Below are 25,945 nucleotides of genomic sequence, written 5' to 3'. Positions count from 1 at the left end.
GGCGGGGGCCGGGCGAGGAGATCGGCGGTCTCGCCGTCCGAAGGTGTCTTCACCCGCGAGACCGTACAGAAAACGATGGCTCTCGAGTTCGCGAGCACACCGACTTTTCGACTCCGTTTCTGCCACATGTTCCGGTGCCGTTCCGACTGTAGCCCGCCGCTTACTGATGTTGTCGAGGAATTGGCCGATCCCCGAACACGGGAGTGTCTGAGAGGTCCCTTCGGCGCGTCACGTGCCGGAGGAGTGAAGGACTGGCTAGGGGATGGCCTCGATGCGCTCCATATGCTCCTCGCCCCACTCCCCGAGCGGTGCGAGTGCCGTGTTGAGGGAGCTGCCGAACTCGGTCAGCGAGTACTCCACCTTGGGCGGGACCTGGTGGTGGACCTCGCGGTGCACCAGGCCGCTGGCCTCCATCTCCCGGAGTTGAAGAATCAGCATTCTTTCGCTGATTCCGGGCACCGCCCGCCTCAACTCTCCGAAACGCAACGGCCCCTCCTCGCCGAGCGAAAACAGGATCAACCCCTTCCACTTACCGCCCATGACGGCGATGGCGGCGTCGAGCCCGCAGATATAGGTCCGCTTGGTCATCAGCACTCCTACTGACAAAAGTGTGGGTACCGAACAGAATTGTAGGTACTTGATCAAATGTGTGTGGGGCTTCCAGAATGGAATTGGGAGCCGCGCCCGACGCGCAGATCGGCGATTGCGTGGTTGCTCGACCATCCGACTGCTGACCGGAGTGACACATGACCAAGAATGCCCCCACCCCCGTGACCGTCGTCGGGCTGGGGTCGATGGGCCGGGCGCTGGCCGGAGCGTTCGCCGACGCGGGGCACCCGACAACGGTGTGGAACCGCACGCCGGCCAAGGCCGCACCGCTGGTGGCCAAGGGCGCCGTCCATGCCCGGGCGGTGGAGGCCGCGGTCGGGGCGAGCCCGCTGGTCATCACGTGTCTGACCACCTTCGAAGACACCCGCTCCGCCCTGGAGCCGGCCGCGGCGGCGCTGTCCGGGCGTGCCCTCGTCACGTTGAACAGCGGTTCGCCCGCCGGCGCCCGCGCCATGGCTGCCTGGGCGACCGGTCATGGCGCCCGGTTTCTGGCCGGAGCGGTCAAGAACGTGCCGGAGGCCGTGGGAGCGCTGGACACGCTGTTGTACTACAGCGGAGACAAGACGGTGTTCGACGAGTACGAGACGACGCTGAAGGTACTGGGAGGCGACACCGTCCATCTCGGAGACGAGACCGACCTCGCCGCCCTGTACGAGATGGCGGTGGGCGCCATGCTGCTGCCCGCGCTCGTCGGTTTCTTCCAGGGGGCCGCGGCCGTTCAGGCTCGTGGGCTGGAGGTGAGCAGCATGGTGCGGTTCGCCGGGAAGTGGCTGGACATGATCAAGTCTCTGCTGCCGGTCTACGCCGCAGAAATCGACAGAGGCGATTACACCGATGCCGCCTCCTCCGTGAACCTCTTCCTCGCGGGCGCGGTCCATGACATGGAACTGGCCAAGGAGACCAACGTCGACGTGGCCTGGCTCGCCCCGCTGCACGACCTGGTGGAGCGGGCGGCTGCGGCGGGTCATGGCGACCACAGCATCTCGGCCCTGACCGAAGTACTCCGGAATTCAGCACAGAAAGCGTAATGCGACGACTGTTCCGAGGCGCACGTTCCCGCGGATCGGGCCATGGTCGTGGTCACCGCCACGCCGCCTGCGACAGGTTGCGGCGGCCACCCGGCCTCGAAGGTGCCGGCACAGGTCGTTCGGTGACGGAACGGCACGTTCAAGTCTTACCCGGAAAAATGTTCAGGTTTTGATGTGATGGTGAGGGGTGTCATGAGCAAACGCGACGTAACGGTCATCGGGCTCGGGCCAATGGGGCGTGCGATGGCGAGCGCGTTCCTCGGCAAGGGCTACCGGGTCACCGTCTGGAACCGGACCGCAGGCAAGGCGGACGAACTGGTGGACGAGGGAGCCGACCGGGCCGCCACGGTCCACGGCGCGCTCGCCGCGAGCGAACTGGTGATCCTCAGCCTGACGGACCACCGCGCGATGTACGCCGTCCTCGAGCCGGCCACCGAGGCGCTGTCCGGCCGGGTTCTCGTCAATCTCGGCTCGGACACCCCCGAGAATGCCCGCAGAGCTGCGCGGTGGGCGTCAGGACACGGTGCCCGGTACCTCACCGGAGGTGTGCAGGCTTCACCCCCGGGCATCGGGCAGCCCGGGGTCTCCACCTTCTACAGCGGGCCCCAGGAGGTGTTCGACGCGCACCGGGAGGCCCTGGAGGTGCTCACCGGCACGGACTACCGCGGCGAGGACCCGGGGCTGGCCGTGTTGTACTACCAGGTCGGGATGGACCTGTTCTGGACGACGGTGCTCGGCTGGCTGCACGCCCTCGCACTGGCGGATGCCCACGGCGTCTCGGCCGAGGAGATCCTGCCGTCAGCATCATCCGTTCTGTCTGAAATGCCGGACTTCCTGACCTTCTACACGCAGCGGATCGACGCGGGTGAGTACCCGGGCGACATCGAAAGGCTCGCCATGGGTGCGGCGAGCGTCGACCATGTCCTGCAGACCGCCAAGGACACGGGGGTCGACACCTCGCTGCCGACGGCGGTCCTGGAAATTTTCCGGCGAGGAACAGCAGCCGGCCATGCCGGTGACAGCGTGACCAGCTTGGTCGAGGTCCTGAAGAAACCCGCCGCATAGCCGCTTCGCGCCGGTCCGGCTCACGCGAGGTCTCAGTCGGCACCGCGAATCCCGCTGTCTCCTTGTTGGCTCCGACCTACTCGAAGGACGACATTGGTGAGGCCCGTCATCAGCTGACCGGCAAAGATCAAGGCGGCGCGCTACCCGCGGTGGCTGTTCCGCGCCGCCCCTCGGCCTTACGGCCTGTCTCGCCCGTCATCGCGGGGCGGCGTCGATGTGTCGAACAGCACCACAGCGTCGTTCAGGGGCAGGCCGAGCGTGCCCAGCTGGTCCTTTATGCCCTCGCGGTAGTGCTGGCGCAGTTCACCTCTCTGCCCGAAGAAGATCTTCCGGGTGAGACGGTGGCGGGCGTCGGTGACGTTGAGCTGGGCTCCGATCACCCGGCGGTATCCCTCGTCGGAGACGAACCGGAGCAGGTGCAGGGTCTTGAGGATCCGCCCCTGCTGCGCGAAGGCGTCTCCCCGTCCGGTGGCTTGCCGTCTCGGGAGAGCATGCGGATCAGGTCGTGGCCGCGGACCTCACCCAGGGCGAGGGAGCCGGCCACGCGGAGCATGTCGCCCCAGTGCGCGCGGACGTGGTCGAGGCGGACGGTGTGTTGGACACCGGCTGGAACGGCCCGTAGCCGGCCGCAGTGGTCGCCCGGGCCCTCGGCTCCCACGACCAGACCGCCACCCATCTCGTCATGGAGGCCGGCAGAACCTGGGGCCGATATGCCCCTGGCGACCACAGCCAGTGATGGCTACACGTCGCCGATTACGCCCGTCTCCACGAAGCGGACGACGCAGCGCCGGGTGTGATCACGTCATGTGTAACACCACGTCAGGGCACGGACCGGCCGTTGACGCGGTACTCCTCGGAGGGCATCGAGTCCCATTCGGTATTCGCGCCGTCGCGCGTCACCATGAACAACGGACGCGATCGGAGGACCGGCCCGACAAGTTGCCCGCGCATCACGACCCCGGAATCATCGGGTCCTGCGTAGCCCTCGGGCGTGTAGCGAAATTGCACGTCCATTGCCTCGGCATGCGCGATGACGTCGCTTTCCAGCTCCGACAGATCCCTCCCGACCAGCGGGATTCCGTCGTAGACGACCTGGGGACCGTACACAGCGTCGGCGGCGGTGCAGAACAGCCCCGCGACCTGGCTCACATAGGCCGTGACGGCAGGCAGTGAAGGAGCCACCCCGCGACGGTGAACGTCGACCCTCCAGGTCGACGAGAAGATCGCATGGCCCCGCGCACACTCGCCGACCTTCGTCCGGCCGAGTATCCCAGCCGCCTCAACCACTTCGTCGACGGTCATACCGAACCGGAGCGGTCCGACGCCGACAGCCGGCGAATAGGACCACTCGTCCCGTTCGACGGCTCCGGCCTTGAATGCCATAGTCGCTCCTCCAGGAACACCTGAGCCTTGCCGCCGCCCATCGTGTCAGATCACTCAGTGTGAGACCCTTCGGTCTCGGCCGAGAATGCGCGACACCTGAACATGAGCTCACCAGTCCCAAGGGCCGGGATCGAATGTTGCCGCGCCTGCACATCGGCGGGGAGCCGAAGCAGTGGGACGAAACCGGGTGGTGCCTGGAGCGATGACCGGCTTGGGTTCGTGCTCGTGTGACTGCCTTGAATGATCTCGTACGTCCGGACCGCTATCCGCGCTCCTCCGCTATGGCCCTGGCTGGTTGCTCAACCTCGCCAGGGGGCCGAACCCGTTGTGGATGCTGGAGGACCTCGCCCAGGACCTTGATCTGCGCCCGGTGATGTGGATTCTCGACCTCGGTTCCGGCAAGGGCACCGCGTCGGTGTTCTAGCGCCAGGTCCTCGGCGACCGCGCCTGAAGGGTCGCTCGCAGTGAGTACGGGGTGCTGTGGGCTGGAGGCATGAGTCCGTTATGGCGGCCGGAGAAGTGGCGCGGGTCATGTGGAGCGAGCCGGCGTCTGGAGCGAGCGGGACGGAGCCTGCTGGGGAGCTGGTCGTGGCAGCTCGGTTTGCCCCGAGTGGGCGGGACGGGATGCCAGCCGTGACGCTCGTTCGACGCTCTGGACGTACTCACGCTGCGCGGCGAGCCGAGAAAGCTGCTCTGACCTGGTCTTTTCCGTGACTCGCTCAGGCCGACACCTTTCCGATGACGCATCACGTGGAGTGCGTGGCGATTCTTGAAAAGGCCGCAAAGGACGTCTGACCTGCGGTTGCGCGGCCCGGGTGGGTCGCTCGACCTGTTTTCCTCCGTACAGCGGGTCGGGCGCACTCACTGCTTGTTCAAACTCGCCTGACCTGCGGTTACAGGGTGTGGCGGGGTTCGTGCGAATGATTCGGCGACGTGCGTTCATCATTGTTGACGCTCGAATGACGCTCGATTCGTGGGACTGAAGCAGGGCCGCGTTGCTCGGCCGGCGATGGGCGAGTGGGGCCGGCAGGTCGCCCTCGTTCGCGGCGCGTCGGCGTGACTGTCGCCCACGAGGGACGGCCGACAGCCGGCTTGCGCAAAGGGCGCAAGCCGGTGATCGGTCATGACGTCGTCCGGCCCCGTCGGTGATGACGGAGCGCATGCCGGAGGAGTCTCATGGCCGCTCCCTGGCCGTCCGGTCGCGGACGGCCAGGACGTCACCCGTACGGACTCGGTGCGACTCGGTGCGCGGCACGTCCCGGGTGCTCCGATCCGCTTCAGCCGCCGATGGGCGTGACCCCTGGGGGAGCCGGGACCAGTCGGTACCCGCCGTCCTCGCGTAGCACGTGTCCGGCGGTCGGCGGCGGGAAGTGGCTCCCGAGCAGGAGAGTCGACGTACCGGCCAGTGAGCCGAGCACCTGGTTCCGGGTCCTGGCCGCGAGTTCGGGAGCGACGTCCACACAGCTGCAGAGCTCCGGATGCGCCATCTGGACCGGGTGGTGGATGCTGTCGCCGGTGACCAATGCGGTCTCGCCGCGGCTGCTCAGTTCCACCGCCACCTGCCCCGGTGTGTGGCCGGGGGTGGGCAGCAGACGGATGCCCGGCGCGACGTCCGTGCCCTCGTCCGCGACCTCGATGAGGTCGAACAGACCTGCTTCCCGGACGGGATGGACCGAGTCCCGGAACATCTGCCGACGCGCCTCCTCCATGTCGACACCCGCCCAGTAGTCCCACTCGGTGCGTGAGGTGAGATAGCGCGCGTTCGGGAAGGTGGGCACCCAGGCGTCGCCCTCGGCACGCGTGTTCCACCCCACGTGGTCGGCGTGGAGGTGGGTCAGGACCACGAGGTCGACGCTCTCCGGCGCGAAGCCCGCCGCCCGCAGCCGTGCTTCGTAGTCGCTGTTCAGGTTGTGCCAGGCGGGGTTGGCGCGCCGCTTCCCGTTTCCGATGCCGGTGTCCACCAGCACCCGCATGCCGTCCACCTCGACGGCGAAGCTGTGACTCGTCAGGCGCAGGACGCCTTGTTCGTCGGCGAATTCGGGGCTCAGCCAGGGAGTCCGGCTCACGAGGTCGGTGGTTGCCCCGGGCAGCAGCCACGGACCGGTTTGGGCGGGCAGGACCACTTCGTCGATGCGTCGTACGGTGTGGTTGCCCACCGTCCAGGAAGAGGCGGGGGGAGTGATGGACTTGGTCGTTTGCGATGAGGTGAACACGGCGACTTTCCTTACCTGTCATGGGCCGCGAGGACGGAGATGTCTGGAGCGGGTGTGCCGGGCGAGGCGGATGTGTAGTTGCTCGTTGCCGGGCGGGAGCGGGTGTCCGGGGACGGTGCCCGGCGCCGACTGCGCAGCGACGCGGTCAGCGTCGTGACTGCGACGGTCGCCAGTACGGCCACGCAGCCGGCATGGGCCAGTGCCGCCGCACGCAGCCCGAAGCCGGCGGTGAGGGCGCCGGCGCCGATGGCGGGCAGACTCATCGCCAGGTAGCTGAGTACGTGATAGGAGGCGAGCGTGCCGCCCTTCTCCCGGGCCGGGACCGAGTCGACGACCGCGCGCAGCGCACCCTGGGAGACGGCTCCGAAGCCGAACCCGGCCAGCGCCGCCCCGGCGAAGAGAAGTACGGGGTCGGCGAGGTGGAGGGCAGCCAGGGTCAGGACGGCCGCCGGAATCACCGCGCAGCTCCCGAGAAGAGCGGAGACGTCGGCACGCATCCTGCGCGTGAAGTACACCGTCGGGGCGGCGACGGCCGTCAGCGTGAAGAAGACCATGCCGCCGGCGTATTCGGGTCCGCCGGGGGAGACGAGCCGTGTGAGGCCCGGTTCCAGGGACGAGTAGAAGCCGCCGAGTGCCCAGACGGCGACGACGCCGGCGCCGTTGAGCAGGAGAGCGTGGGCGGCCGCCGGCGGCAGCGCCAGGCGGGGCCGCGTCGAGCGCAGTGCTCCGGGACGGCGGCGGACGGTCTCGGGCGTCGAGACGAGGGCGATGGCCTGCGCGGCGAACACGGCGATCAGGGCCGCGTACACCGTGATCGTCGGAACGGGGGCGAAGCGCACCATGAGGGTGGCCGCCAGGACGCCGGCCGCCATGCCCGCCACCGGCGCGATGCTGTTGGCCAGAGCGGGGCGACCCGGCCGGGCGGGATCCTCCAGGTCGAGGAGAGCCGCACCTGCTGCGCTGGTCGCCGCGCCGGTCGCGATGCCCTGCAGCACGCGGGCGCCGATCAGGGTGGTCAGGCCGCCGGCCGTCGCGAACAGTGCCATGGAGGCGACCTGGACCGCGAGCGCGCCCAGGAGCACGGGGCGACGTCCGACATGGTCGGAAAGGGTTCCGGTCGTCAGCAGCGCGATCAGGAGCGCCAGGGCGTAGGCGCTGAAGACCACGGTGATGTCGAGGGACGACAACTGCCACTGAGCCTGGTAGTGGGGGTACAGCGGGGTCGGCGCGCTGGATGCGGCGAGCAGCGCGATCAGGATCGAGGCGTGCAGTGCGAACGGCAGGCGTCCGGATGGGGAGGTGCGGGGAGGCGCGAGGCCTGCGGGGGCGCTCTGCATGAGGATCCTTCCCGTGTTAAAAGCGATTGGTTTGCTTTAAGCCACCGTAGGCCCTACGATCGACTAAAGCAAACGATTCGCTTTTACGGTGGTCGGAGGTCCTGCACCAGACCCGGCCCGTCGCGCCGCACAGATCCGGAAGGAAGCCATGACCAGCGAACTCACCCCCCAAGAGGCAGCCCGAGGGGCGTTGCGGGCGGGGCTCCCCCTCGGGGACGGCCGACACGAAGGAGTGGCCATGACGGCCAACCACATCCACTCCGTGATCAGCACGTTGCGCGAGCTCGATTTCGGCGAGACCCCTCCCGCGTCCTCCTACCGAGCCGGACAGGGGAACGCCGATGCAACCGTTTGAGCTGTCGCTGACCGAAGCCTCCCGTGCGGTGCGCGCACGGGAGCTGTCCCCCGTCGAACTCACCGAATCGGTGCTCGCCCGTATCGCCGCCGTCGAAGGACGGCTGGGCGCCTACGTCACCGTCGCCGCCGACGCGGCCCTGGCCGCAGCGGTCCGCGCCGAACGGGAGATCTCCGGAAGCGGACCGCGCGGGCCGCTGCACGGGATCCCCATGGCGCTCAAGGATCTGATCGACGCAGAGGGGATACCCACCACGGCGAGCTCGCACGTCCGGGCAGGGCACGTGGCGGAACGCGACAGCCGGGTGGCCGAACGGCTCGGCGCCGCCGGGGCCGTCCTCCTGGGCAAGACGCACACACACGAGTTCGCCTACGGCCTGACCACTCCGCAGACGAACAACGCCTGGGACCACAGCCGGGTCGCGGGCGGGTCGAGCGGCGGCTCGGCGGTAGCTGTCGCCGCCGGCGGGGCGACGTTCGCCATGGGCACGGACACGGGCGGTTCCATCCGGGTCCCCGCGGCCCTGAACGGCGTGGTGGGCCTCAAGCCGACCTACGGCCTGGTCCCCCGCACCGGCGTGACCTCGCTGTCCTGGTCCCTGGACCACGTGGGCCCTCTCACCCGCACCGTCCAGGACGTCGCGCTGGTGCTGTCGGCGATCGCCGGCCACGACCCGCGCGACCCGGCGAGCGTGTCCGGCCCGATGCCGGACCGCTTCCCGGGAGGCGACCTGCGAGGACTGAAGGTCGGCGTACCGCGGAACCACTACTTCGACCGGGTCGCGCCCGAGGTCGAGGAGTCCGTACGCGGCGCGATCGAGCGGCTGGCGGAGCTGGGGGCGGAGCTCGTCGACGTCGAGATCCCGATGGCGCGTTACGTCCAGGCCGTTCAGTGGGGGCTGATGGTTCCCGAGGCCACCGCCTACCACGAGCGGTCGCTGCGGGCCACCCCCGACCTGTACGCGGCGGACGTTCGCATCCTGCTGGAGGCCGGCGAACTCACCTCTGCGGGCGACTACCTCCGCGCCCAGCGGGCCCGCACCATGATGCGAGACGCCTGGGCTCGCATGTTCGACGGAATCGACGTCCTCGCCGCGCCGACGGTGCCGATGACCGCCGCCGAGGCGGGGCAGGAAGCCGTCGAGTGGGCCGATGGCACGACCGAGGCCGTGTCGGACAGCTACGTCCGCCTCTGTGCCCCGGCCAACATCACCGGCGTCCCGGCCCTCACCCTGCCGGTCGGTCACGACCGCGCCGGACTGCCGATCGGAATGCAGCTGATGGCGCGCCCCTTCCACGACGCGACGGTGCTCCGTGTGGGCCGGGTCTACGAGGAGTCGGTGGCCGGCGCGGGGCGGCTTGCTCCCCTCGCTGCCTGAGGGAAGGCGGACGTTCCAGCCGGCATGCGGTCGCGTCGCTGCAGGGGCGTCCGCCGTGCTCGGCCGCCCGGACACGTGGCCCCGCGGGTCGCCGACGCCGGCCACCGCCTAGAAGCAACAAAATCGCATTAAGGTGGATCGCATGAGTCCCAAGCCCATGGTCCGCCCCGGCGGGCGCAGCGCACGCGTACAGGAGTCCGTCCATGCGGCGGTACGTGAACTCGTGGGGGAGGTGGGCCGCGACGCGCTCACGGTCCCGATGGTGGCCACTCGGGCGGGCGTGACCCCCTCCACGATCTACCGTCGTTGGGGCGACCTGCAGGAACTCCTGTCAGACGTGGCCGTCGAACGACTGCGCCCGGAAACGGACCCGGCCGATCTCGGAAGCCTGCGGGCCGATCTCGACGCGTGGGCGGAACAGTTCGTCGACGAGATGGCCTCGCCGCCCGGGCGTGCCTACATCCGGGACGCCCTGCTCGGCGACCCCGACGGAACCAATGCCGGTCGGTGTTCGGCGTATGCCGCAGAGCAGATCGACGTCGTATTGGCCCGTGCGGTGCAGCGGGGGGAGCCGGTGCCCGAGACGGAACTGCTGATCGACCGTGTCGTGGCGCCGATCATGTACCGCATCCTCTTCCGCCCTGGCCGACTGGACGCCGCATACGCGCGCGAGCTCGTGACGAACGCCGTGTACGCCCAGCAGATCGAGGCCGGCGCTCGCCCCACCCAGGCCGCCGCCCCTCGGCACTCGAAGAAGAAACCCGACAACTGACCACTTCGCTCACGCGGCGTCGGCACGCCGGACGGACGGGGGGTTCGTCGTGGGCACGCAGAGCGGCCGTACCTTTCGTGCCCGCCGTCTATTGGTGACGACGGGCCTGGTGGACGAGCTGCCGGAGGTGCCGGGTCTCTGGGCGCGGTGGGGGCGCGACGTGCTGCACTGCCCGTACTGCCACGGCTGGGAAGTGCGCGACAGGACGATCGGGGTGCTGGGCACCAGCGCCGCATCGGTGCACCAGGCGCTGTTGTTCCGCCAGTGGTCATCGCGTGTCACGCTGTTTCTTCACTCTGGTCCCGAGCCGAGCGAGGAGCAGTGGGAGCGCCTCGCGGCACGCGGCATCGGGGTCGTGCAGGGTGAGGTGTCCGGCCTGGATGTCACGGACGACGCCCTGAGCGGTGTCCGGTTGGCCTCGGGCCGGCGTGTCCCTGTGGACGCGCTGGTGGTGGCGCCACGGGTCGTGGCGCGCGGCGAGATCCTGTCCGGCCTGGGGGTCGACCCGGTGGAGCACCCCATGGGTGTGGGCACCTATGTGCCCTCCGAGCCGGGCGGTGCGACCGAGGCTCCCGGGGTGTATGTGGCGGGCAACGTCACCGATTTGATGGGCGGTCTGCCTGCGGCGCAGGCGTCCGGTGTGGCGGCGGCTGCGGCGATCAACGCCGATCTGGTGAACGCCGACGCCGACGAGGCAGTGGCCCGCCGCCGATCCGCCCAGGTTTTCGGCGCGGCCCATGAGGCGCTGGTGTGCGAGCGGGTTCTGGGCGATCGCCGGCATGGCCTGGATTCGATGACGCCCCCGGAATCCGGCCGGTAACGGGAGGGCATGCGCCCGGGCTCGAGGGCGTCAGGAGGTGGGGCGGGCGCGCAGGTGGGCGCGTTCGCCCTGTTTGCCGAAGATGACCAGCAGTTCCACCGGCTGGTCGTTGTCGGGGCCCAGCCAGTGCGGGACGTGGGTGTCGAATTCCGCGACTTCTCCCGGTGCCATGACCAGGATGCGGTCGCCGAGGTGAAGGCGGAACCTGCCGTTGAGGACGTAGATCCATTCATAGCCCTCGTGCGTCCGGAGCTCGGGCTCGCCGGTGGTGGGGCTGATGACGAGTTTGTGCGCGTGCAGGCCGCCCGGCCTGCGGGTCAGCGGCACGTACGTCATGCCGTCGCGCGTGACGGGGCGCAGATGAAGGCGGGGATCGCCCGTCTCCGGAGCGCCGACGAGCTCGTCGAGCGGGACGTTGTAGGCCCGGGCCAGGGGCAGCAGGAGTTCCAGGTTGGGTTTGCGGCCTCCGCCCTCCAGGCGGGAGAGCGTGCTTTCCGAGATCCCGGTGAGTTCGGCCAGCGCGGCCAGTGTGAGGGCGTGCCGGCGGCGCAGGTCCCGCAGCCGGGGTCCGACGCCGGCCAGCACGTTCTCGAATTCCTCCATGCGCCGCATCTTGCTGAACCGGCATGAAGGATTGCAACTTTTCGGGGCCTGGGCGCACTCTCCTGGCGACGTGAGCCACGCACCTCGTGGCTCACCGAGGTAATCCCGCCCCTTATCGCTCAGGAGAGCTGCCGATGTCCACTCCCGCTCGCACCGCCGGGAAGGTCCCGGATGCGGAGGCGCCGGATCCGCGCCGGTGGATGGCGCTGATCGTCGCGTCGGTCGCCACCCTCATGGTCGTGCTGGATGTGTCCATCGTGAACATCGCGCTGCCGCAGGCGCAGAGCGACCTCGCGATGGGCGACGCGAACCGTCAGTGGATGATCACCGCCCACGCACTCGCCTTCGGAGGGCTGCTGCTCCTCGGCGGGCGCATCGCCGACTTCGCCGGACGCAAGCGCATCCTCGTCATCGGCCTGCTGGGCTTCACGGCGGCCTCCATGATCGTCCAGGACCCCCGCAAACACACAGCCCACCGCCCCCGTCCCCACCCACTGACCGGAAAGGCGCCACACCGATGAACGACTCCACCCGAGGAGCTCAGGCCCCTGCCGAGGCGGCACGGTTCTGGGAGAACCTCTACCGCGGCAAGGACGCCGTGTGGAAGGGCGATCCCAACCCGGTGCTCGCCGAGACCGCCGCACAGTTCACCCCGCCCGGACGGGCCCTGGACCTGGGCTGCGGCGAAGGCGGCGACACCGTCTGGCTCGCGACCCACGGCTGGCACGTCACCGCCGTCGACATCGCCCCCACCGCACTGCGACGCGTCACCCAGCACTCAGCCCGCGCAGGCGTCGCCCACCGCGTGAGCACCCAGCAGCACGACCTCGCCGACACCTTCCCCGCCGGGACGTTCGACCTCGTCTGCGCCCAGTACCTCCAGACCCCCTACCACCTGCCCCGCGCCGACGTCCTGCGCCAGGCCGCCCACGCCCTCACCCCCGGCGGACTCCTCCTCATCGTCGACCACGGCTCGGTGCGCCCCTGGGCCTGGAACACCGACCCCGACACCCACTTTCCCCGCCCACAGGAAATCTTCGACGAACTCGCCCTCGACCCCGATCGGTTCACTGCCGCCCGCCTGGCATCCCCCGAGCGCGAGGCGACCGGCCCGGACGGCCAGAAAGCAACCGTGACCGACACGGTCGTCGCCGTCCGGCGCATCTAAGGACCCACTCCACCGCACCCCAGCCGGCCCTCGTCACAACGCGCGCAGCCTCATTCTCTTCAGGAGACCCCCGTGGCAGACCTCTTCGAGCCGGTGACCGTCGGCAAGTGGACACTGGACAACCGCATCGTCATGGCCCCCATGACCCGCAACCGCGCCACCTCCGACGGCGTACCGACCGACCTCATGGCCACCTACTACGGCCAGCGGGCCACCGCCGGGCTGATCATCACCGAAGGCGCGCAGCCCAGCACCGTGGGCCAGGGGTACATGAACTCACCCGGCCTGCACACCCCCGCCCAGACCGCCGCCTGGCGCACTGTCGCCGACGCCGTCCACCAGCACGGCGGGCACATCGTCGCGCAGATCATGCACGCCGGACGCATCTCACACCCCGACAACAAGCACCACGCCGAAACCGTCGCCCCCAGCGCCATCGCCGCACCCGGCGAGATGTTCACCGCCACCGGCCCCCAGCCCCACCCCGTCCCCCGCGCACTGGGCACCGACGAAATCCCCACCGTCATCGACGAATACACCCAAGCCGCACGGGCCGCCGTCGACGCCGGACTCGACGGCATCGAGCTCCACGCCGCCAACGGCTACCTGCTCCACCAGTTCCTCGCCCCCAACACCAACCAGCGCACCGACTCCTACGGCGGCACCCCGAAGGCACGCGCCCGCTTCGTCATCGAGGTCGCCCAGGCCGTCTCCGACGCCATCGGCAGCGAACGCGTCGGCATCCGCATCTCACCCGCCATCAACCTCCACGGCGCCATCGAGGACAACGCGGACGACACCGCCGCCACCTACCGCACGCTCGTGGACGCCCTCCGCGCCATGGGCCTGGCCTACCTGCACACCATCGGAGACCCCACCACGCCCCTCATCAAGGACCTCTCCCACCGCTTCGCCGGCCCCCGCATCGTCAGCAACGGCTGGGACCCGGTCACTGACGCTGCCATCGCCCAAGCCCTCCTCGACAACGACCAGGCCGACCTCGTCGCTGTCGGCCGCGCCTTCATCGCGAACCCCGACCTCGTGCAGCGCTGGCAGACCCAGGCACCCCTGAACCAGCCCGACGTGAACACGTTCTACGGCGGCGACCACCGCGGCTACACCGACTACCCGACCATGTGACGAGGGCCCGGGGCCAACGAAGTCGCCCTCGCCTCCTCGTTCTTTCCACACCACCTGAGGTCCCGCACGGGAGCGTCTTAGCACTCCAGCCGGACTTCTGTATTTACACTCCCCACCGCCAGGCCGCTGACCAGCGTAAATACAGAAGTCCGGCTGGAGTATCAGGAACGGACCCGGTCCGCGGGCGCGGTCCAGCCGGTGGAGCGGATCCACTCGGCCAGGTCCCAGATGGTCGGCTCGATCGCCCGCACCGCTGCGAGGTCCGACGGGTGGTCTGACGCCTTGGCGAACTGGCGGAACATCGCCTTGTCGAGGTCGTTGCCGAGGACGCTCAGTGGCAGGGCCTCGTAGCGTGACGGCAGCCCGGCGCGCGCGCCGAACGCGGCGGCGATCTGGGGGCCCGTCGGCTCGTCGCCGATGACCTCGATGGCTCCGCCGGGCACGTCCGCGGCGTCGAGCAGGATCGCGGCGGCGACCCGGCCGATGTCCTTGATCGAGATCATCTTCAGGCCGATGTCGTCCGGCAGCGGCAGCCTCAGCACGATTGTTCCGTCCTCCAGGCTCGGCTCCATCACGGTCGCGAAGTTCTCCATGAAGGCGGCCGGGCGAACCATCGTGGCCCTCAGGCCGGAAAGCTTCAGGTATTCCTCGATCCGGTGCTTCGAGTCGTGGTGCGGCACGCCCGTTTCGCGATCCGCTCCGAAGACCGAGTTGAACACGACGTGGGGCACGCGCGCTGCGGCCGCCGCATCGACGAGGGCGGTGCCCACTCGGACCTCCTCCTCGATCTCCTCGAGGCTGTTCGCCTCCGGGGTCATGAAGTAGAACGCGTCGACCGCCTCCAGCGCGGCGACCGTTGACGCCGGGTCGTCGATCCGGACGGTCGCCAGCTCGACGCCTCGGGCGGCCAGCGCCTGCGCTCGATCGGACTTGGGGGTGCGGACGAGGGCCCGCACCCGCGCTCCTCGGGCCAGGAGCGCGTCGACGACCGCCCCGCCCTGCTGTCCCGTCGCACCGAAGACCGCGATGGCACCGTTTTCCCGCGTGACCATGTCGTCACCTCTCGTTAGGGGGCATGCCATGAACCTCAACTAGTTCACGCCGTGAACCAGATTAGTTCATGCCGTGAACTTACGCTAGGCATGGGGGTGTCGAGGAGGACTGCGCGGTAGGTCAGGACGAGGTGGACGTCGAGACGCCTGACGCGTCCACGATGGCGGTGGCGAGGCGTTCGAAGTCGCGCTGGTCGTCGGCGTCGAGGTTCTCCGCGACGTCGGGCAGGCGCTTGGTGGTCTCGGCGAACACCGCCTCGGCGAGCACCTTCCCCGTGGGCGTCACGCTGAGCATGATGACCCGCCGGTCCTGCTCTGAACTCGCCCGGCTGACCAGGTGGCGCCGCTCGGTGCGGTCGACGAGCTGGCTCAGCGCGTTCTTGGTCATGCCGAGTGAGGCGGCGAGGTACGCCATCTGCCGCGGCTTGTCCTTGACCGCGCACAGCAGCGTGGCCTGTGAGGAAGTCAGGTCGTACGCGGCGCAGATCTGCGCGTACCTCCGTTGGATCAGGACCGAGAGCCAGAAGAGCTTGTCGCCGTAGTCCACGCCCGCCGCCCCTCGTCTGGTGCCCAACACCCAGTCTACCGACGCCGGCCGGCTTGCCCGACCGTCCAGCCGCCAGTGAAATCCGCCTTGCCTTGCCCGCCCCGGTTGGTCACCACGGCGACGTGGATGATGTCGGCGTGCGAGTCCACCCCGCCGACTACGGCTTGGTCCCTCGTGCCCGCCGCCTCTGTGCCTGTCATGCTGGAGATGCCTTCCTTGCCGAAGGTAGCTCCGGCCGGAAGGGGCGGACAGGACAGTCAGGGGGCCTCTGGCCAGGCTCCTATGAGCTCATGCTCCACCCGGCCGGAGCCCTGGGAACCGGGCCCCGGCGGTCGGACAGATCAAAGCAAGGACAGTCCAGCAGGACGTCAGTCAGTGATTGGGTCACGACCACCGGGGACCCAATCACTGACTGTCGGTGATCGTGGAGGTGGTCGCCTTGGACGCGCTCGCGCCGTAGACCTCGGCCAGGTGCGCGGAGATCTCGCCGTGCGTCAGCCCTTTCGCCGGCAGCGACAGCACCATCTCGTCCACCCCGGACAGGCGCCGCTGCCGCTTCTCGACGATGGCCGGCTCGAACGTTCCGGCCACGTCCCGGGGAACTTTGACCTCGACCGGGCCGACATCGGTCAGCACTGCCTTCGCGCGCGTCCCGTTGCGGCTGTTGCCGCTGCCCCGACCGTCGGCGTCGTGCTTCTCGTATCCGAGGTGATCGGTGATCTCGCCCTCCAGGGCGGACTCCAGGACCCGCTTGGTCAACTGCTGAAGCAGCCCGCCCTCCCCGGTCGGCTGCAGGCCCTCCGACCGGGCCCGATCCACGAGCATCGCAACCAGTCGTTCGTCGCTCGCCGCCACAGCCCCGCCGCCGGCTCGCTGCCCGGTATCTGCTCGATGGCGGTGTCGCTCATCCGGCGTCTCCTTGATCATCGGATCCGCCGATCATTGAACACTCCCGTTCAGCGGATCGATGCGTATGCCTTCGCGGGGCGGGGCGCGAGTCCGCTCGGCGCGGAAATGACGTCCCGAGAGTGAGGTGGCCGATGCCTACCGCGCCCTGTCAACCCAGTGGGGCTTCCGCAGTCGCATCCACACCCACTCGAAAGTTTCGGATGTCGCGCGCATACTTGCGGTGCGTTCCTTCCTTGTCCCATTCCATCCCTCACAACGGTCCGCGTGATAAGTGGCTTGACCGGCGAAGATGCACTCGCCAAGACCTCCTCTGGTGAGAGAAGTGTTTCCGAAAGGCTGTCGAAAGTATTGACAGGGTCATGGCGTTCTACGAAAACTGTGGCCACCGAACGACGGGAGACCGTCGTTCCCCTCGCGTCATGCGACCGGGGATGGCGGTCGGTCGTTGCGGCACGACGACGGGCGACCCCCGCCGTGTTCCACGCAAGGCCGCGGGCGGCAGAAGCCGCTCGCCCCCCACCAGCCTTCACCGGGAGGACGTATGCAGCAGGACCGGATCCAGCAGAACCCCGCTCCCTTCAGCGGCTTGAGCCGACGAGGCTTCCTCGGCGGCGCAGGCACGGTCGCGCTCGCCACCGCGTCCGGCCTGCTGCTGCCCGGCGCCGCCCACGCCGCCACCACCATCACCACCAACCAGACCGGCTACGACGGCATGTACTACTCGTTCTGGACCGACGGCGGCGGCTCCGTCTCCATGACGCTCAACGGCGGCGGCAGTTACAGCACCCGGTGGACCAACTGCGGCAACTTCGTCGCCGGCAAGGGCTGGAACACCGGCGGGCGCAGGACGGTCCGCTACACCGGCTACTTCAACCCGTCGGGCAACGGCTACGGCTGCCTCTACGGCTGGACGTCGAACCCGCTGGTGGAGTACTACATCGTCGACAACTGGGGCAGCTACCGGCCCACCGGCGAGTACAGGGGCACCGTCTACAGCGACGGCGGCACGTACGACATCTACAAGACGACGCGGTACAACGCCCCCTCCGTCGAGGGCACCCGCACCTTCGACCAGTACTGGAGCGTCCGGCAGTCGAAGGTGACCAGTGGCTCCGGCACCATCACCACCGGCAACCACTTCGACGCCTGGGCGCGCGCGGGCATGAACATGGGTCAGTTCAGGTACTACATGATCATGGCCACCGAGGGTTACCAGAGCAGTGGGAGCTCTAACATCACGGTCAGCGGCTGACCTCTGTCCGGCGAACAACCGGTTGCGGGCTCCGCCCTCGTGGCGGGTCCCGCAACCGTGGCGAACCCGCCACCGCGGGGCGGGCCGACCGGTTCGACAACCAGCGCCTCCACACAGTGATCGGCTCGTCCACGCACTCCTCCCGCGTCAGCGTGGTGACCGCCGGCAGCGGGTGGCCCTCGGCCCGCACGGTCGTACGGTCGGCGAGAAAGGCGACGGCCAGGTTGTCGTCGCCGCAGACCGCAGTCAGCACTGAGGTCGATCCCCGGGAGTGGACACCGTTTTTCATGCGATGAGTGACATCGTACGTGTCGTGATCAGTTGGGGCACTCCACCTTGATCGTGGACACCTCGACACTGGATCTTGAGTCCAGGAAGAGGAGGGAGATCCCTCCCAGGGTGCGCGCATTTCCTGCACCGACGCAATCGACGACACCCCGCAGGTCGACACCCTGGAACGCTGGGACGTGGCAACCCCCATTTGAGGTGGCCCAATTCGGGACGATCACTGTCCACAGGTTGCACTCGACGGGAGGGAGTGAACGCGGATCCGGGCTGTGGAAGAGGAGCCGACCGCTGCGAGGGCTCTCTCCGTAAGTGATCCAATGGGGCCGGCGTTGTTGCGTTCAGTGGGCAGACCATCCGCCTCGGCGGTCAGCTCGGGAGGACGTCGATCGTGGAGGGCAGCTGAAGTGGCCGGGACGGGGGCGAATGACGGCGTCAGAGAGGCGCGGCCGTGACGCTCATATGACGCTCCGGCCCGGGGTGGGCCGTTCCGGTGCCAGGGGAAGTTCCTCTCACCTGCGACTTTCTCCAGTCGGGAATCCGGGCATGTTTCCGATGACGTCGCACGTGGAGTGCGTCGCGATCCTTGAGCCTGCCGCGAAGTCGCTCTGACCTGCGGTTTTCCTGGGCTTTTCAGGTGGGGCAGGGTGTGCTGGATCTGTTTCCCGAAGCGCACGACGTTGAGCGCCTCTTTGGCTTACGGAGGCTGTCCGACCTGGGGTTCTTCGGGCCGTTGTCAAATCGACGGGGTTGTCTTCGCTCTCTCGGCCCGGACGGCGCCAGCCGTCTCGACGCTCAGATGACGCTCGTCCTGATGAGGTGTCACCGCAGAGACAGCGGTCGTGCGGGCTGCTCTGCCCGATGTAGTCGCGAGGAGTCCCGCAATGGTGAGGACTACTGGGTACGACGCAGTGACGGCTGCTTCGGCGCGGCCGGGAGATCTCACCGGAGAGGCAAGGTACCGCCCACGTTGGCTGTGCGCAGGGGGTTGCCGTGGTCGGCGTCGGCTTGCCGTCCATTGGCGCTCTCCCTGCTCACGATGCACTGTGTGCCCGTAGGACTTTCTGGACCGGGACATGGTGAAGACATTTCAGGAGTGCTTGCACGCCCGCGCACGCGGCGATTGCGCTGTCGCCGCCGCACCGCTCCGGGTGTCACGGGGGAGTGAGGTTCCCCCGCTGTGCGAGAGGTGCTGATCAGCTGGTCAGAGCGGGTTGACGGGTGTTCAGGTTCGTCGGTTCGGCCGTCGCCTGCTTGGTGTAGTGCTTCTCCTCGAACTCGATCGGACTGAGCCAGCCGAGCCGTTCCTGAATGCGCCGGCTGTTATGGAAACCGTCGATGTACTCGAAGAGCGCGAGGTTCGCCTCGGCCCTGGTCGCGAAGACCCGACCGCGCACGCACTCCGTTTTGATCAGCATCCACAAGTTCTCCGCGAGAGCGTTGTCATACGAGTCCCCGACGGAACCCATCGACGCTTGAACTCCCGCTCTCACCAGGCGTGTTGTGAGCTCGATAGACGTGTGCTGACAGCCGTGGTCGGCGTGATGGATGAGCTTGCCGGGCTCGACCTCACGGGACGCGAGCGCGTACTCCAGCGTGGTCAGGACCAGGTCGGCGTCCGCGCGGGCCGAGGTCTCCCAGGCCACCACCCGGCGGGAGAACGCGTCCCGGATCGCCGAGAGCCACAACGGGCCCTCCCCGGTGGAGATCATGGTGAGGTCGGTGACCCACAGCCGGTTCGGCGCGGACGCGGTGAAGTCCCGGTTGACCAGGTCCGGGGCGGGCGTGGCCTTGGGATCGCGGCGGGTGAAGCCCTTGCGGCGTGGGCTGATGCCCGCGATGTCGGCCTCGCGCATCAGACGTTCGACCCGCTTGCGGCCGACGCGCGTGCCCTCGCGTCTGAGGACGGCGTGCACGCGCGGTGATCCGTAGACGCCACCGGATTCCGCGTGGATCTCCTTGATCTGCTCGGTGAGCTCGGCGTCGCGGCGTTGCCGTTCGCACGGCTCGCGCTCGGCGCGGCGCCAGCGGTAGTAGGTGGAGGAGGGGATGTGCAGTTCCCGAAGTACGCACTCGACTCCCAGGCGGGGATGCTCGTCGAGGAGCGCCGTCACCTGGGCCGGGTCGGGTCGAGTTGCGCCGCGAAAAACGCAGACGCCGTCCGCAGCACGTCGTTCGCCCGCTTGAGCTGGGCGTTCTCCTTACGCAGCGCCACCAGCTCGGCCCGCTCGTCGGTGGTGAGCCGGTCGTCGCGCTCGCCGGCGTCCGCCTCGGCCTGCCGGATCCAGCCGCGCAGAGCCTCGGGATGCACACCGAGGTCGACAGCCAGCTTCTTGATCTGCGGCCTCGGCTCCGTGGTGCGATACATCCGTACCGCACGCTCACGCAACTCCAGCGAGTACTTTCTGGGTGCAGCCATGGTCGATGCTCCTCTCATGAGAACCATCTGACCCTCTGTCACCACCCTCCGCATCTCGGGGGAACCTCGGTTGGGCATCGGCTTGTCGAAGACCTTCTTCCCGGCCGGGGTGAGCCCGTGACCGTGGTGAGCGGTCTTTCCAACGTCCATCCCGAGGCCGGTGGCGGCCCGCCCGCACCCGAACGACGGCTTCGCCTCCTGGCTTACCCGGACGCTCCTGGATCCGGGTCGGCCGGGACGAACTCGTACACGCAGCCCGGCAGGTACGGACGCCCAGGAGTTCCAGTTCGCTCCGCCGGCGGTCCAGCATGCGCCGGGCGGCGGGATGAATCCAGCCGTCGTCGGCCCGGGCCAGATAGCCCTCCAGCACCCGTCGGTCGGTCTCGCGGGGCTCGGAGTGGAACGCCACGTACCGCTGGCCGATCCGGGCCTCCGGTTCGCGGCTCCAGTCGGTGTCCGGTTCGGTGAGGTCCAGATACCTCCAGAATGCCGTCGACCGGGTGGTGACGGTGGCCATGCGGTTGTTCCAGACCAGCCGCACTCCTGTGACGAAGGCACTTGTCCTCACCAGCACGTCGGTCCACAGGAAGCCCTTGACGTGGGTCGGGGTGAGCGGTTTCGTCGGAGTGATCGTCACGGGTGCCACCACGAGTCTGTCATGGCCCCCGGGCCGGGCGGCGCGATTCCTCGTGTGATGGATGACGCGTCAGGATTCACGGGACGGACCTTCTGCACGTGGGTTCGAACGACGCGACGACGCCGACGGGACGGACGGGTGCGGTGGCCGTCCCGTTCCTTCCTCATGCGGGTCCTGCCCTGGTGCCCGAAGGATCTCGGAGGCACCGATGGCTTCGAGCGCCCGGGCCGTCGTGGTCCGGTACAGGGTCGGTACGGCACCGGCAAGGGGCTGTGGGCCGACGAGGGCGGTACGGGTTCCGGCCCGGCGGCCTGCGTCGACGTCGCAGACGGAGTCGCCGACCATCCATGAGGCGGACAGGTCGCATCCGAGGTCGTCGGCGGCCTGGTGGAGCATTCCCGGGGCGGGCTTGCGGCACGAACAGGTGATGGAGAACCGCGGCACGGCACCGTCCGGATGGTGCGGGCACAGGTATATCCCGTCCAGCTGAACCCGGTGGCGGGCCAGGAGTTCCCGCAGCCGCCGGTGCATGGGCGCGACGGCGGCCTCGCTGATCAGGCCGCGGGCCAGTCCGCTCTGGTTGGTGACCACGATGAGGGCGAAGCCGGCGTGCTGGAGGGCGTGCAGCGGTGGCCCGATCCCCGGCTGGAGCGCCAGGTCCTCGGGGCGGGACGGGTAGTGCCGGGGTTCGGTGAGGGTGCCGTCGCGGTCCAGGAACACCGCAGGCCGACGACGGGCACCGGTGGGCGCCGGCCCGGTCGGGCCGTCTGTGCGGGTGACGAAGTCCCGGGACGGTTCGGGCTCTTGTGATGCCTTTCCCTGGAAGGAGGTTGCGGACCGGGCGGTGCCCGGTGTCCGGACGTACTCGCGCTTCGGCATCGTCGCGGTCGTTTCACTGTCGAGCGGGCCGCCGCTCATGACCGCGGTGGGCTCGGAGAGGGCGCGTTCTCCGACCGTTTCCCGGGGGCGGTCATCGGCGGGGCGCGGCGAACGGCAGGGCTGATGGTCGCGCCGACCGCCACGACGAACATGACGGCGGTGAGAACGACGACGGCACCTGCGGGGCCCACGGCGGTCAGCAGCAGTCCGGCGCCGAGCGAACCGATGGGCATCACCCCCCAGGCAAAGGTCATCGCCGCGCTGGTGACCCGGCCCAGGAGTTCGTTGGGGACCAGGAGTGCGGTGTAGCTCATGATCACGACGTTCCATACGGGTCCGACGAACGAAGTGGCCGCACCGACCAGTCCGATGTGCAGGGGGTCGGTGGTGAGCAGGAAGAACGGCAGGAGCACGACCCAGATCCAATTGACCCCGATGATGACCGCCTTGGGGGTGAAGCAACGGTGAGCCCGGCCGGCGACCAGCGCGCCGACGAGCCCGCCGCCGGCGTGGATCCCGAGCATCGTTCCGATGGCACCGGAGTTCGCACCGTGGTCTCGGGCGAGGACGACGAGAGTCAGGATGAGTGCCTGGAAGATCAAGTTGGTTGCGGCGATCAGCAGGACCGCCGTACGGATGAGCGGGTGGCGCCGGATCCAGCGCAGTCCTGTCAGGGTGGCCCGCCACAGCGGCTCGGCAGGCGCGGTCACCGTGCTCTGCAGGTCCTTGCGGAGGAACAACAGCGCGGCGGAGGCGGCGACATAGGAGATCGTGTTGGCCAGGAAGGGCAGGGCGCGGTCGATTCCGAAGAGCAGGCCGCCGAGCGGCCCACCGGCCAGGGCGGCACCCCGTTTACGGGCCTCGTTCTGTGCCAGGGCCGTGGGAAGCAGGGCGGTCGGCACGATTCTGGGAAGGGCCGCGGTCTCGGCCAGGCTGAAGAACACGTAGCACAGTCCCTGGACGAAGGCGACCGCGATGAGCTGAGCGACCGTCAGCAGGCCCAGCCACAGTGTGAGGGGGACGGTGGCCAGAGCGAGTCCGGCAAGGATCTCGCTGGTCAGCAGGATCCGGTGTCGGTTGTACCGGTCCACCAACGGTCCGGCCGGCAAGTAGGCGACGAGGAAGGGCAGAGTGCCGGCGGCTCCTACGAGGCCCGCGTCGGCAGGCGAGCCGGTCATGCCCAGCACGAGCAGCGGCATCGCTGTCGCGCTGGTTTGGGCGCCGAGGGTGGAGACGACCTGACCGCTCCAGAGCGTGACGAAATCGCGGTTGCGCCACAGCGACCGCTCGGCGGCCGTGGACTTCACGACGCCTCCGTCGGGGCGGCTACGAGAACAGACGCAGCAGGGGGCAGCACAAAGTGGTGTCGGAGGCGGGGGGGCGGGTTCGCGGTGCCAGCGGTCGGGCAAGGCGATGTACTCCTCATCGAAGGTTGTCCTCGGGCCGCTTCAACCGCTGCGGCCGGTCTCGGAGGAGACCGTCACGGCCCCGGTGTCCTGCCCGGAGCATGCGCCCCGGTCGGCTCCCGCAGGGATGACCGGTGGGGCCTCGATCGACGTCGAACGGATGACCGGAGAGGTGGTGGGAAACGGCCTCACCTCGTGGCGGCGGTCGGGTGAGCGGCGTTGGCCGGAGGCGGGCCCGAGCCCCGAACGCCTCGACGGCTGGGGCACCGGGCGCGGCTGTCGGTCAGCCGTGGCGCCAGGGTCTTCGGGTCACCGGCGGGACGGCGCGTGCACTTCGAGCACGTCGCGCAGGTGGCCGGCCGCTCCGGCTGTCTCGGACAGGAGAATCGACGGCGCGCAGTGCGGTTCGAGTGTGAGGTACCCGTCGTAACCGGCCTTCGCCAGGCTGCCGATCATCGCCGGCCAGTCCAGTTCCCCGGCGCCGAGAGGCACCGTGTCATAGGGTCTGCCGTGATCGGTGTACCTCGTCCAGCCGTCGGGCGGGGCCTTCGCCGACGCGCGACGTACATCCTTCACATGGGCATAACGTAGCCACGGCAGGAGCAGGGGCAACGCGTCGCGGACCGGGGACACCGCTGCGCAGTGGAAATTCGCGGCATCGAAGTTCAAGCCGAACCAGGGTGAGTCCACCCGGGCGAACAGCGCCGCCAACGCCGCCGGCCGCCTGGTGATGTCGGACCCGGCCGGGTCCCATCCGAACGCGTCGAACTCGTTCTCCAGCACGACCACCACGTTCTCCGTCGCGGCGTGGTCGAGAACTGGTGCCAGCGCGTCGGCGTATGCCGCGATCGCATGCTCGTCGTCGACCACCGGCGCGTGCCCGAAGTAGGTGTTGACCCGGTTGCTGCCCACCCGTGCCGCCAGCGTGATCGCCTCGTGGAGGAGCCGGACGCCTTCCGCTCCGCCGGGTCCGTAGAGGTGGCTGGGGGTCGACACACAGGCTGTGCGCAGTCCGGCGCGGTCCAGTTTGCGGAGGGCTTCGTCAACACCGTCCTTCATGGCGTTCTTCGGGTACCAGAATTCCACCGCATCGCACTGAGCGGACCTGGCCATTTCGATCAGACCGTCCACGCCGTCGGCGTCCGTGAACTCGGTACCGGAAACCGCGATCGACATTTCTTGCATGGGACTCCCTCTTCTCTCGCTGCCTCTGCTGCGTGTCACCCGGCGAGGACGGCCCCCAACCTCTTGCTGAGTGCGAGCGTCGTCATGGCCGGGTTCGCCGCTCCGGTGCGTGGCATCACCGACGGCCCACACGCGTACAGACCCGGGAGGGCCGTGAACTGGTGGCTCTCGTCGAGGACTTCACCGAAGGCCAGCGTGCCGGCCTCGTGCTGCTCGGAGCCGAGCGGGAAGCTGTAGGTGAGGGGCGTCGTCGTGCGGGCCGCCGTCAGCCTGTCGGCCAGGTCGGGCGAACCGTACCGGGGCGAGAACTGCAGCGGATCGGCGGGAACGCCGAGAAGCAGCGACACTTCGGCCCACAGTTCGCCGAGCAGGTGCTGCTGGGAGGCGAGCACCTCTTCGTCGGCCGCTTCGAGCCCGGAGTGCACAGTCGTCGGCCAAGGCCATGCGGCGGAGTCGTCGCACCCCACTTTGCTGTGCGGGCCACGGCGTTGCTCGCCCATGGTCCAGCTGTCCAGGTTGACCGTGCCGTTCGCCCCTTCGGTGAAGCGCACGAACTGGTTCGACCGGGTACCGGCAGTACCGGTCCGGTGGTGGATATGGCCTTCGCGGGCGGCCGCGCGGATGGCGTCGGGAAGCCGTTCGGCATCGGGAAGGGAGACCGTGAACCCGTGTGAGATCTTGTCCACGAGTCCTGGCAGGGCACGCGGTGCGGCGGCGTCCGAGGTAGTCAGGGCCTGGACGGCCAGCCGGCTGTTCACCACAGTGCCCGCGGCCAGGACGACCCGTTCCGCACGGAGGTCGAGCAACTCACCGTCCGCGGTGCGTACCAGTACGCCAGTTGCCCTGCCCTGTTCGACACGGACGCCCAGAACGTCATGGCCGGCGAGAATCGGCACTCGGCGCACCCTCGGGTCGCCGTCGTCGTCCCACCATGCCAGCGGACTGAACGCGCTCCACCGGCCCCTGGCCTCCGAGCGCGTCGCATGCGGCGTGCGGTCGAGTTCCAGTGCTCCGATGGTCAGACCAGGTGCTCCGGGGGGCTCGGCACCCCAAGCGACCACGTCGTCCACGACCCGCTGGTACAGCGACGGCCCCCCGTCCCAGGACTCGGTCAGTTCGGTAACGACCGTTTTCGGCCAGTGCTCGGAAAGCGCCCAGCGTTCGATGGGCAGCAGCACGCCACCCCAGTACAGCGAGCGGCCGCCGACCCGGCGACGCAGGCCCGCCAAGTCGCGGTAGACCCCGTTGGCCGTTCGATAAGGCCGGTGGAAGTCGGGGTCGGTCTCCGGGCGCAGCCACAGCCGTAACGCCTCGGTCGAGGGATACGCGTTCTGGATATGTGTACGGCCCCGGTCGGGCCCGGCTTCCAGTACGACCACCGATTCCCGTCCCCGCCGGGCGAGTTCCGCCGCCATCGCGAGGCCGGCCATTCCGGCGCCGACCACGAGTGTCTCCACGTCACCCAACGATTTCACTGATACTCCATGGTTGTTCGTGGTCCGG

Annotated in this window: 25 protein-coding genes and 3 pseudogenes; 11 read left to right on the top strand and 17 right to left on the bottom strand. The window is 68.9% G+C overall.

Annotated elements, in window-relative coordinates; genetic code table 11:
• Window positions 1-255: 255 nt before the first annotated feature.
• Window positions 256-588 carry a winged helix-turn-helix transcriptional regulator gene (locus ACFXAE_RS10785; RefSeq protein ID WP_384711236.1) on the bottom strand — a complete coding sequence of 111 codons (333 nt, stop codon included), beginning with the start codon at window positions 586-588 and terminating at the stop codon, window positions 256-258.
• Window positions 589-746: 158 nt separating this feature from the next.
• On the opposite strand from ACFXAE_RS10785, the gene ACFXAE_RS10780 reads away from it, so the two are divergent.
• Both ACFXAE_RS10780 and ACFXAE_RS10775 read left to right on the top strand, forming a co-directional pair.
• Window positions 747-1,637, top strand: a complete 891-nt coding sequence (locus tag ACFXAE_RS10780; RefSeq protein ID WP_384711233.1) for an NAD(P)-dependent oxidoreductase — start codon at window positions 747-749, stop codon at window positions 1,635-1,637.
• A 192-nt stretch (window positions 1,638-1,829) separates the two neighbouring features.
• Window positions 1,830-2,702 carry an NAD(P)-dependent oxidoreductase gene (locus ACFXAE_RS10775; RefSeq protein ID WP_384711230.1) on the top strand — a complete coding sequence of 291 codons (873 nt, stop codon included), beginning with the start codon at window positions 1,830-1,832 and terminating at the stop codon, window positions 2,700-2,702.
• A 176-nt stretch (window positions 2,703-2,878) separates the two neighbouring features.
• Here ACFXAE_RS10775 and ACFXAE_RS10770 read toward each other — a convergent pair.
• The 3 genes and pseudogenes from ACFXAE_RS10770 to ACFXAE_RS10760 form a co-directional block, all read right to left on the bottom strand.
• Window positions 2,879-3,154: pseudogene (locus tag ACFXAE_RS10770) on the bottom strand (Tn3 family transposase); the annotation flags it as partial.
• The gene (locus ACFXAE_RS10765) at window positions 3,079-3,255 is read right to left on the bottom strand and encodes a hypothetical protein (protein WP_384711447.1); all 177 of its coding nucleotides are present in this window, start codon (window positions 3,253-3,255) and stop codon (window positions 3,079-3,081) included. The gene ACFXAE_RS10765 and the pseudogene ACFXAE_RS10770, both read right to left, overlap by 76 nt.
• Before the next feature lie 266 nt (window positions 3,256-3,521).
• Window positions 3,522-4,085, bottom strand: a complete 564-nt coding sequence (locus ACFXAE_RS10760; RefSeq protein ID WP_384711227.1) for a hypothetical protein — start codon at window positions 4,083-4,085, stop codon at window positions 3,522-3,524.
• A gap of 295 nt (window positions 4,086-4,380) precedes the next feature.
• On the opposite strand from ACFXAE_RS10760, the gene ACFXAE_RS10755 reads away from it, so the two are divergent.
• The gene (locus tag ACFXAE_RS10755; protein WP_384711224.1) at window positions 4,381-4,509 is read left to right on the top strand and encodes a hypothetical protein; all 129 of its coding nucleotides are present in this window, start codon (window positions 4,381-4,383) and stop codon (window positions 4,507-4,509) included.
• 853 nt (window positions 4,510-5,362) lie between these two features.
• On the opposite strand, the gene ACFXAE_RS10750 is transcribed toward ACFXAE_RS10755, so the two are convergent.
• Window positions 5,363-6,298, bottom strand: a complete 936-nt coding sequence (locus ACFXAE_RS10750; protein WP_384711221.1) for an MBL fold metallo-hydrolase — start codon at window positions 6,296-6,298, stop codon at window positions 5,363-5,365.
• 11 nt (window positions 6,299-6,309) lie between these two features.
• The gene (locus ACFXAE_RS10745; protein WP_384711218.1) at window positions 6,310-7,635 is read right to left on the bottom strand and encodes an MFS transporter; all 1,326 of its coding nucleotides are present in this window, start codon (window positions 7,633-7,635) and stop codon (window positions 6,310-6,312) included.
• Window positions 7,636-7,783: 148 nt separating this feature from the next.
• Between ACFXAE_RS10745 and ACFXAE_RS10740 the strand changes: the two genes are divergently transcribed.
• The 4 genes from ACFXAE_RS10740 to ACFXAE_RS10725 all read left to right on the top strand — a co-directional run bounded on the left by ACFXAE_RS10740 (window position 7,784) and on the right by ACFXAE_RS10725 (window position 10,960).
• Entirely contained in the window at window positions 7,784-7,990 is a 207-nt protein-coding gene (locus ACFXAE_RS10740) for a hypothetical protein (protein ID WP_149546842.1), read from the top strand.
• On the top strand, window positions 7,977-9,368 hold the full coding sequence (locus ACFXAE_RS10735; RefSeq protein ID WP_384711215.1) for an amidase: 1,392 nt from the start codon (window positions 7,977-7,979) through the stop codon (window positions 9,366-9,368). The genes ACFXAE_RS10740 and ACFXAE_RS10735 overlap by 14 nt, the downstream gene beginning before the upstream one ends.
• 157 nt (window positions 9,369-9,525) lie before the next feature.
• The gene (locus ACFXAE_RS10730) at window positions 9,526-10,140 is read left to right on the top strand and encodes a TetR/AcrR family transcriptional regulator (RefSeq protein ID WP_384711212.1); all 615 of its coding nucleotides are present in this window, start codon (window positions 9,526-9,528) and stop codon (window positions 10,138-10,140) included.
• A 49-nt stretch (window positions 10,141-10,189) separates the two neighbouring features.
• Entirely contained in the window at window positions 10,190-10,960 is a 771-nt protein-coding gene (locus tag ACFXAE_RS10725) for an NAD(P)/FAD-dependent oxidoreductase (protein WP_384711208.1), read from the top strand.
• A gap of 30 nt (window positions 10,961-10,990) precedes the next feature.
• Here ACFXAE_RS10725 and ACFXAE_RS10720 read toward each other — a convergent pair whose 3' ends face one another.
• Window positions 10,991-11,563: a helix-turn-helix domain-containing protein gene (locus tag ACFXAE_RS10720; protein WP_384711205.1), complete on the bottom strand. Its 573-nt coding sequence runs from the start codon at window positions 11,561-11,563 to the stop codon at window positions 10,991-10,993.
• A 134-nt stretch (window positions 11,564-11,697) separates the two neighbouring features.
• Between ACFXAE_RS10720 and ACFXAE_RS10715 the strand changes: the two are divergent.
• The 3 genes and pseudogenes from ACFXAE_RS10715 to ACFXAE_RS10705 all read left to right on the top strand — a co-directional run.
• Window positions 11,698-12,009, top strand: a pseudogene (locus ACFXAE_RS10715) (MFS transporter); the annotation flags it as partial.
• Between the two features lie 71 nt (window positions 12,010-12,080).
• Window positions 12,081-12,731, top strand: coding sequence for a class I SAM-dependent methyltransferase (locus ACFXAE_RS10710; RefSeq protein WP_384711202.1), 651 nt, complete (start codon window positions 12,081-12,083; stop codon window positions 12,729-12,731).
• A 72-nt stretch (window positions 12,732-12,803) separates the two neighbouring features.
• Window positions 12,804-13,871: an alkene reductase gene (locus tag ACFXAE_RS10705; protein ID WP_384711199.1), complete on the top strand. Its 1,068-nt coding sequence runs from the start codon at window positions 12,804-12,806 to the stop codon at window positions 13,869-13,871.
• 161 nt (window positions 13,872-14,032) lie between these two features.
• On the opposite strand, the gene ACFXAE_RS10700 is transcribed toward ACFXAE_RS10705, so the two are convergent.
• From ACFXAE_RS10700 to ACFXAE_RS10690, 3 genes and pseudogenes are all read right to left on the bottom strand, one after another.
• Window positions 14,033-14,923, bottom strand: a complete 891-nt coding sequence (locus ACFXAE_RS10700; RefSeq protein ID WP_384711196.1) for an NmrA/HSCARG family protein — start codon at window positions 14,921-14,923, stop codon at window positions 14,033-14,035.
• Between the two features lie 121 nt (window positions 14,924-15,044).
• Entirely contained in the window at window positions 15,045-15,497 is a 453-nt protein-coding gene (locus tag ACFXAE_RS10695; RefSeq protein WP_384711192.1) for a MarR family winged helix-turn-helix transcriptional regulator, read from the bottom strand.
• Between the two features lie 387 nt (window positions 15,498-15,884).
• Window positions 15,885-16,295, bottom strand: a pseudogene (locus tag ACFXAE_RS10690) (transposase); the annotation flags it as partial.
• Window positions 16,296-16,920: 625 nt separating this feature from the next.
• Between ACFXAE_RS10690 and ACFXAE_RS10685 the strand changes: the two are divergent.
• A complete protein-coding gene (locus ACFXAE_RS10685) occupies window positions 16,921-17,631 on the top strand; it encodes a glycoside hydrolase family 11 protein (protein WP_384711189.1) in 711 nt (236 codons plus the stop codon).
• 1,481 nt (window positions 17,632-19,112) lie between these two features.
• Here ACFXAE_RS10685 and ACFXAE_RS10680 read toward each other — a convergent pair.
• The 7 genes from ACFXAE_RS10680 to ACFXAE_RS10650 form a co-directional block, all read right to left on the bottom strand.
• Window positions 19,113-20,030, bottom strand: a complete 918-nt coding sequence (locus ACFXAE_RS10680; RefSeq protein WP_384711186.1) for an IS3 family transposase — start codon at window positions 20,028-20,030, stop codon at window positions 19,113-19,115.
• Entirely contained in the window at window positions 20,027-20,335 is a 309-nt protein-coding gene (locus tag ACFXAE_RS10675) for a transposase (protein WP_310771210.1), read from the bottom strand. The genes ACFXAE_RS10680 and ACFXAE_RS10675 overlap by 4 nt, the downstream gene beginning before the upstream one ends.
• The gene (locus ACFXAE_RS10670; RefSeq protein ID WP_384711465.1) at window positions 20,298-20,972 is read right to left on the bottom strand and encodes a hypothetical protein; all 675 of its coding nucleotides are present in this window, start codon (window positions 20,970-20,972) and stop codon (window positions 20,298-20,300) included. The genes ACFXAE_RS10675 and ACFXAE_RS10670 overlap by 38 nt, the downstream gene beginning before the upstream one ends.
• Before the next feature lie 69 nt (window positions 20,973-21,041).
• Complete coding sequence (locus tag ACFXAE_RS10665; RefSeq protein WP_384711183.1) at window positions 21,042-21,692, bottom strand: D-glycero-alpha-D-manno-heptose-1,7-bisphosphate 7-phosphatase; 651 nt, start codon at window positions 21,690-21,692, stop codon at window positions 21,042-21,044.
• Between the two features lie 194 nt (window positions 21,693-21,886).
• Window positions 21,887-23,158 carry an MFS transporter gene (locus ACFXAE_RS10660; RefSeq protein WP_384711180.1) on the bottom strand — a complete coding sequence of 424 codons (1,272 nt, stop codon included), beginning with the start codon at window positions 23,156-23,158 and terminating at the stop codon, window positions 21,887-21,889.
• A 408-nt stretch (window positions 23,159-23,566) separates the two neighbouring features.
• Window positions 23,567-24,433, bottom strand: a complete 867-nt coding sequence (locus ACFXAE_RS10655) for a sugar phosphate isomerase/epimerase family protein (protein ID WP_384711177.1) — start codon at window positions 24,431-24,433, stop codon at window positions 23,567-23,569.
• 44 nt (window positions 24,434-24,477) lie between these two features.
• Window positions 24,478-25,887: an FAD-binding protein gene (locus tag ACFXAE_RS10650; protein WP_384711174.1), complete on the bottom strand. Its 1,410-nt coding sequence runs from the start codon at window positions 25,885-25,887 to the stop codon at window positions 24,478-24,480.
• Window positions 25,888-25,945 lie beyond the last annotated feature (58 nt).

Source organism: Streptomyces sp. NPDC059454 (assembly GCF_042749965.1).
In the GTDB taxonomy this organism is placed as follows: Bacteria; Actinomycetota; Actinomycetes; order Streptomycetales; family Streptomycetaceae; genus Streptomyces.
This window is presented reverse-complemented; position numbering and strand designations above follow the sequence as displayed.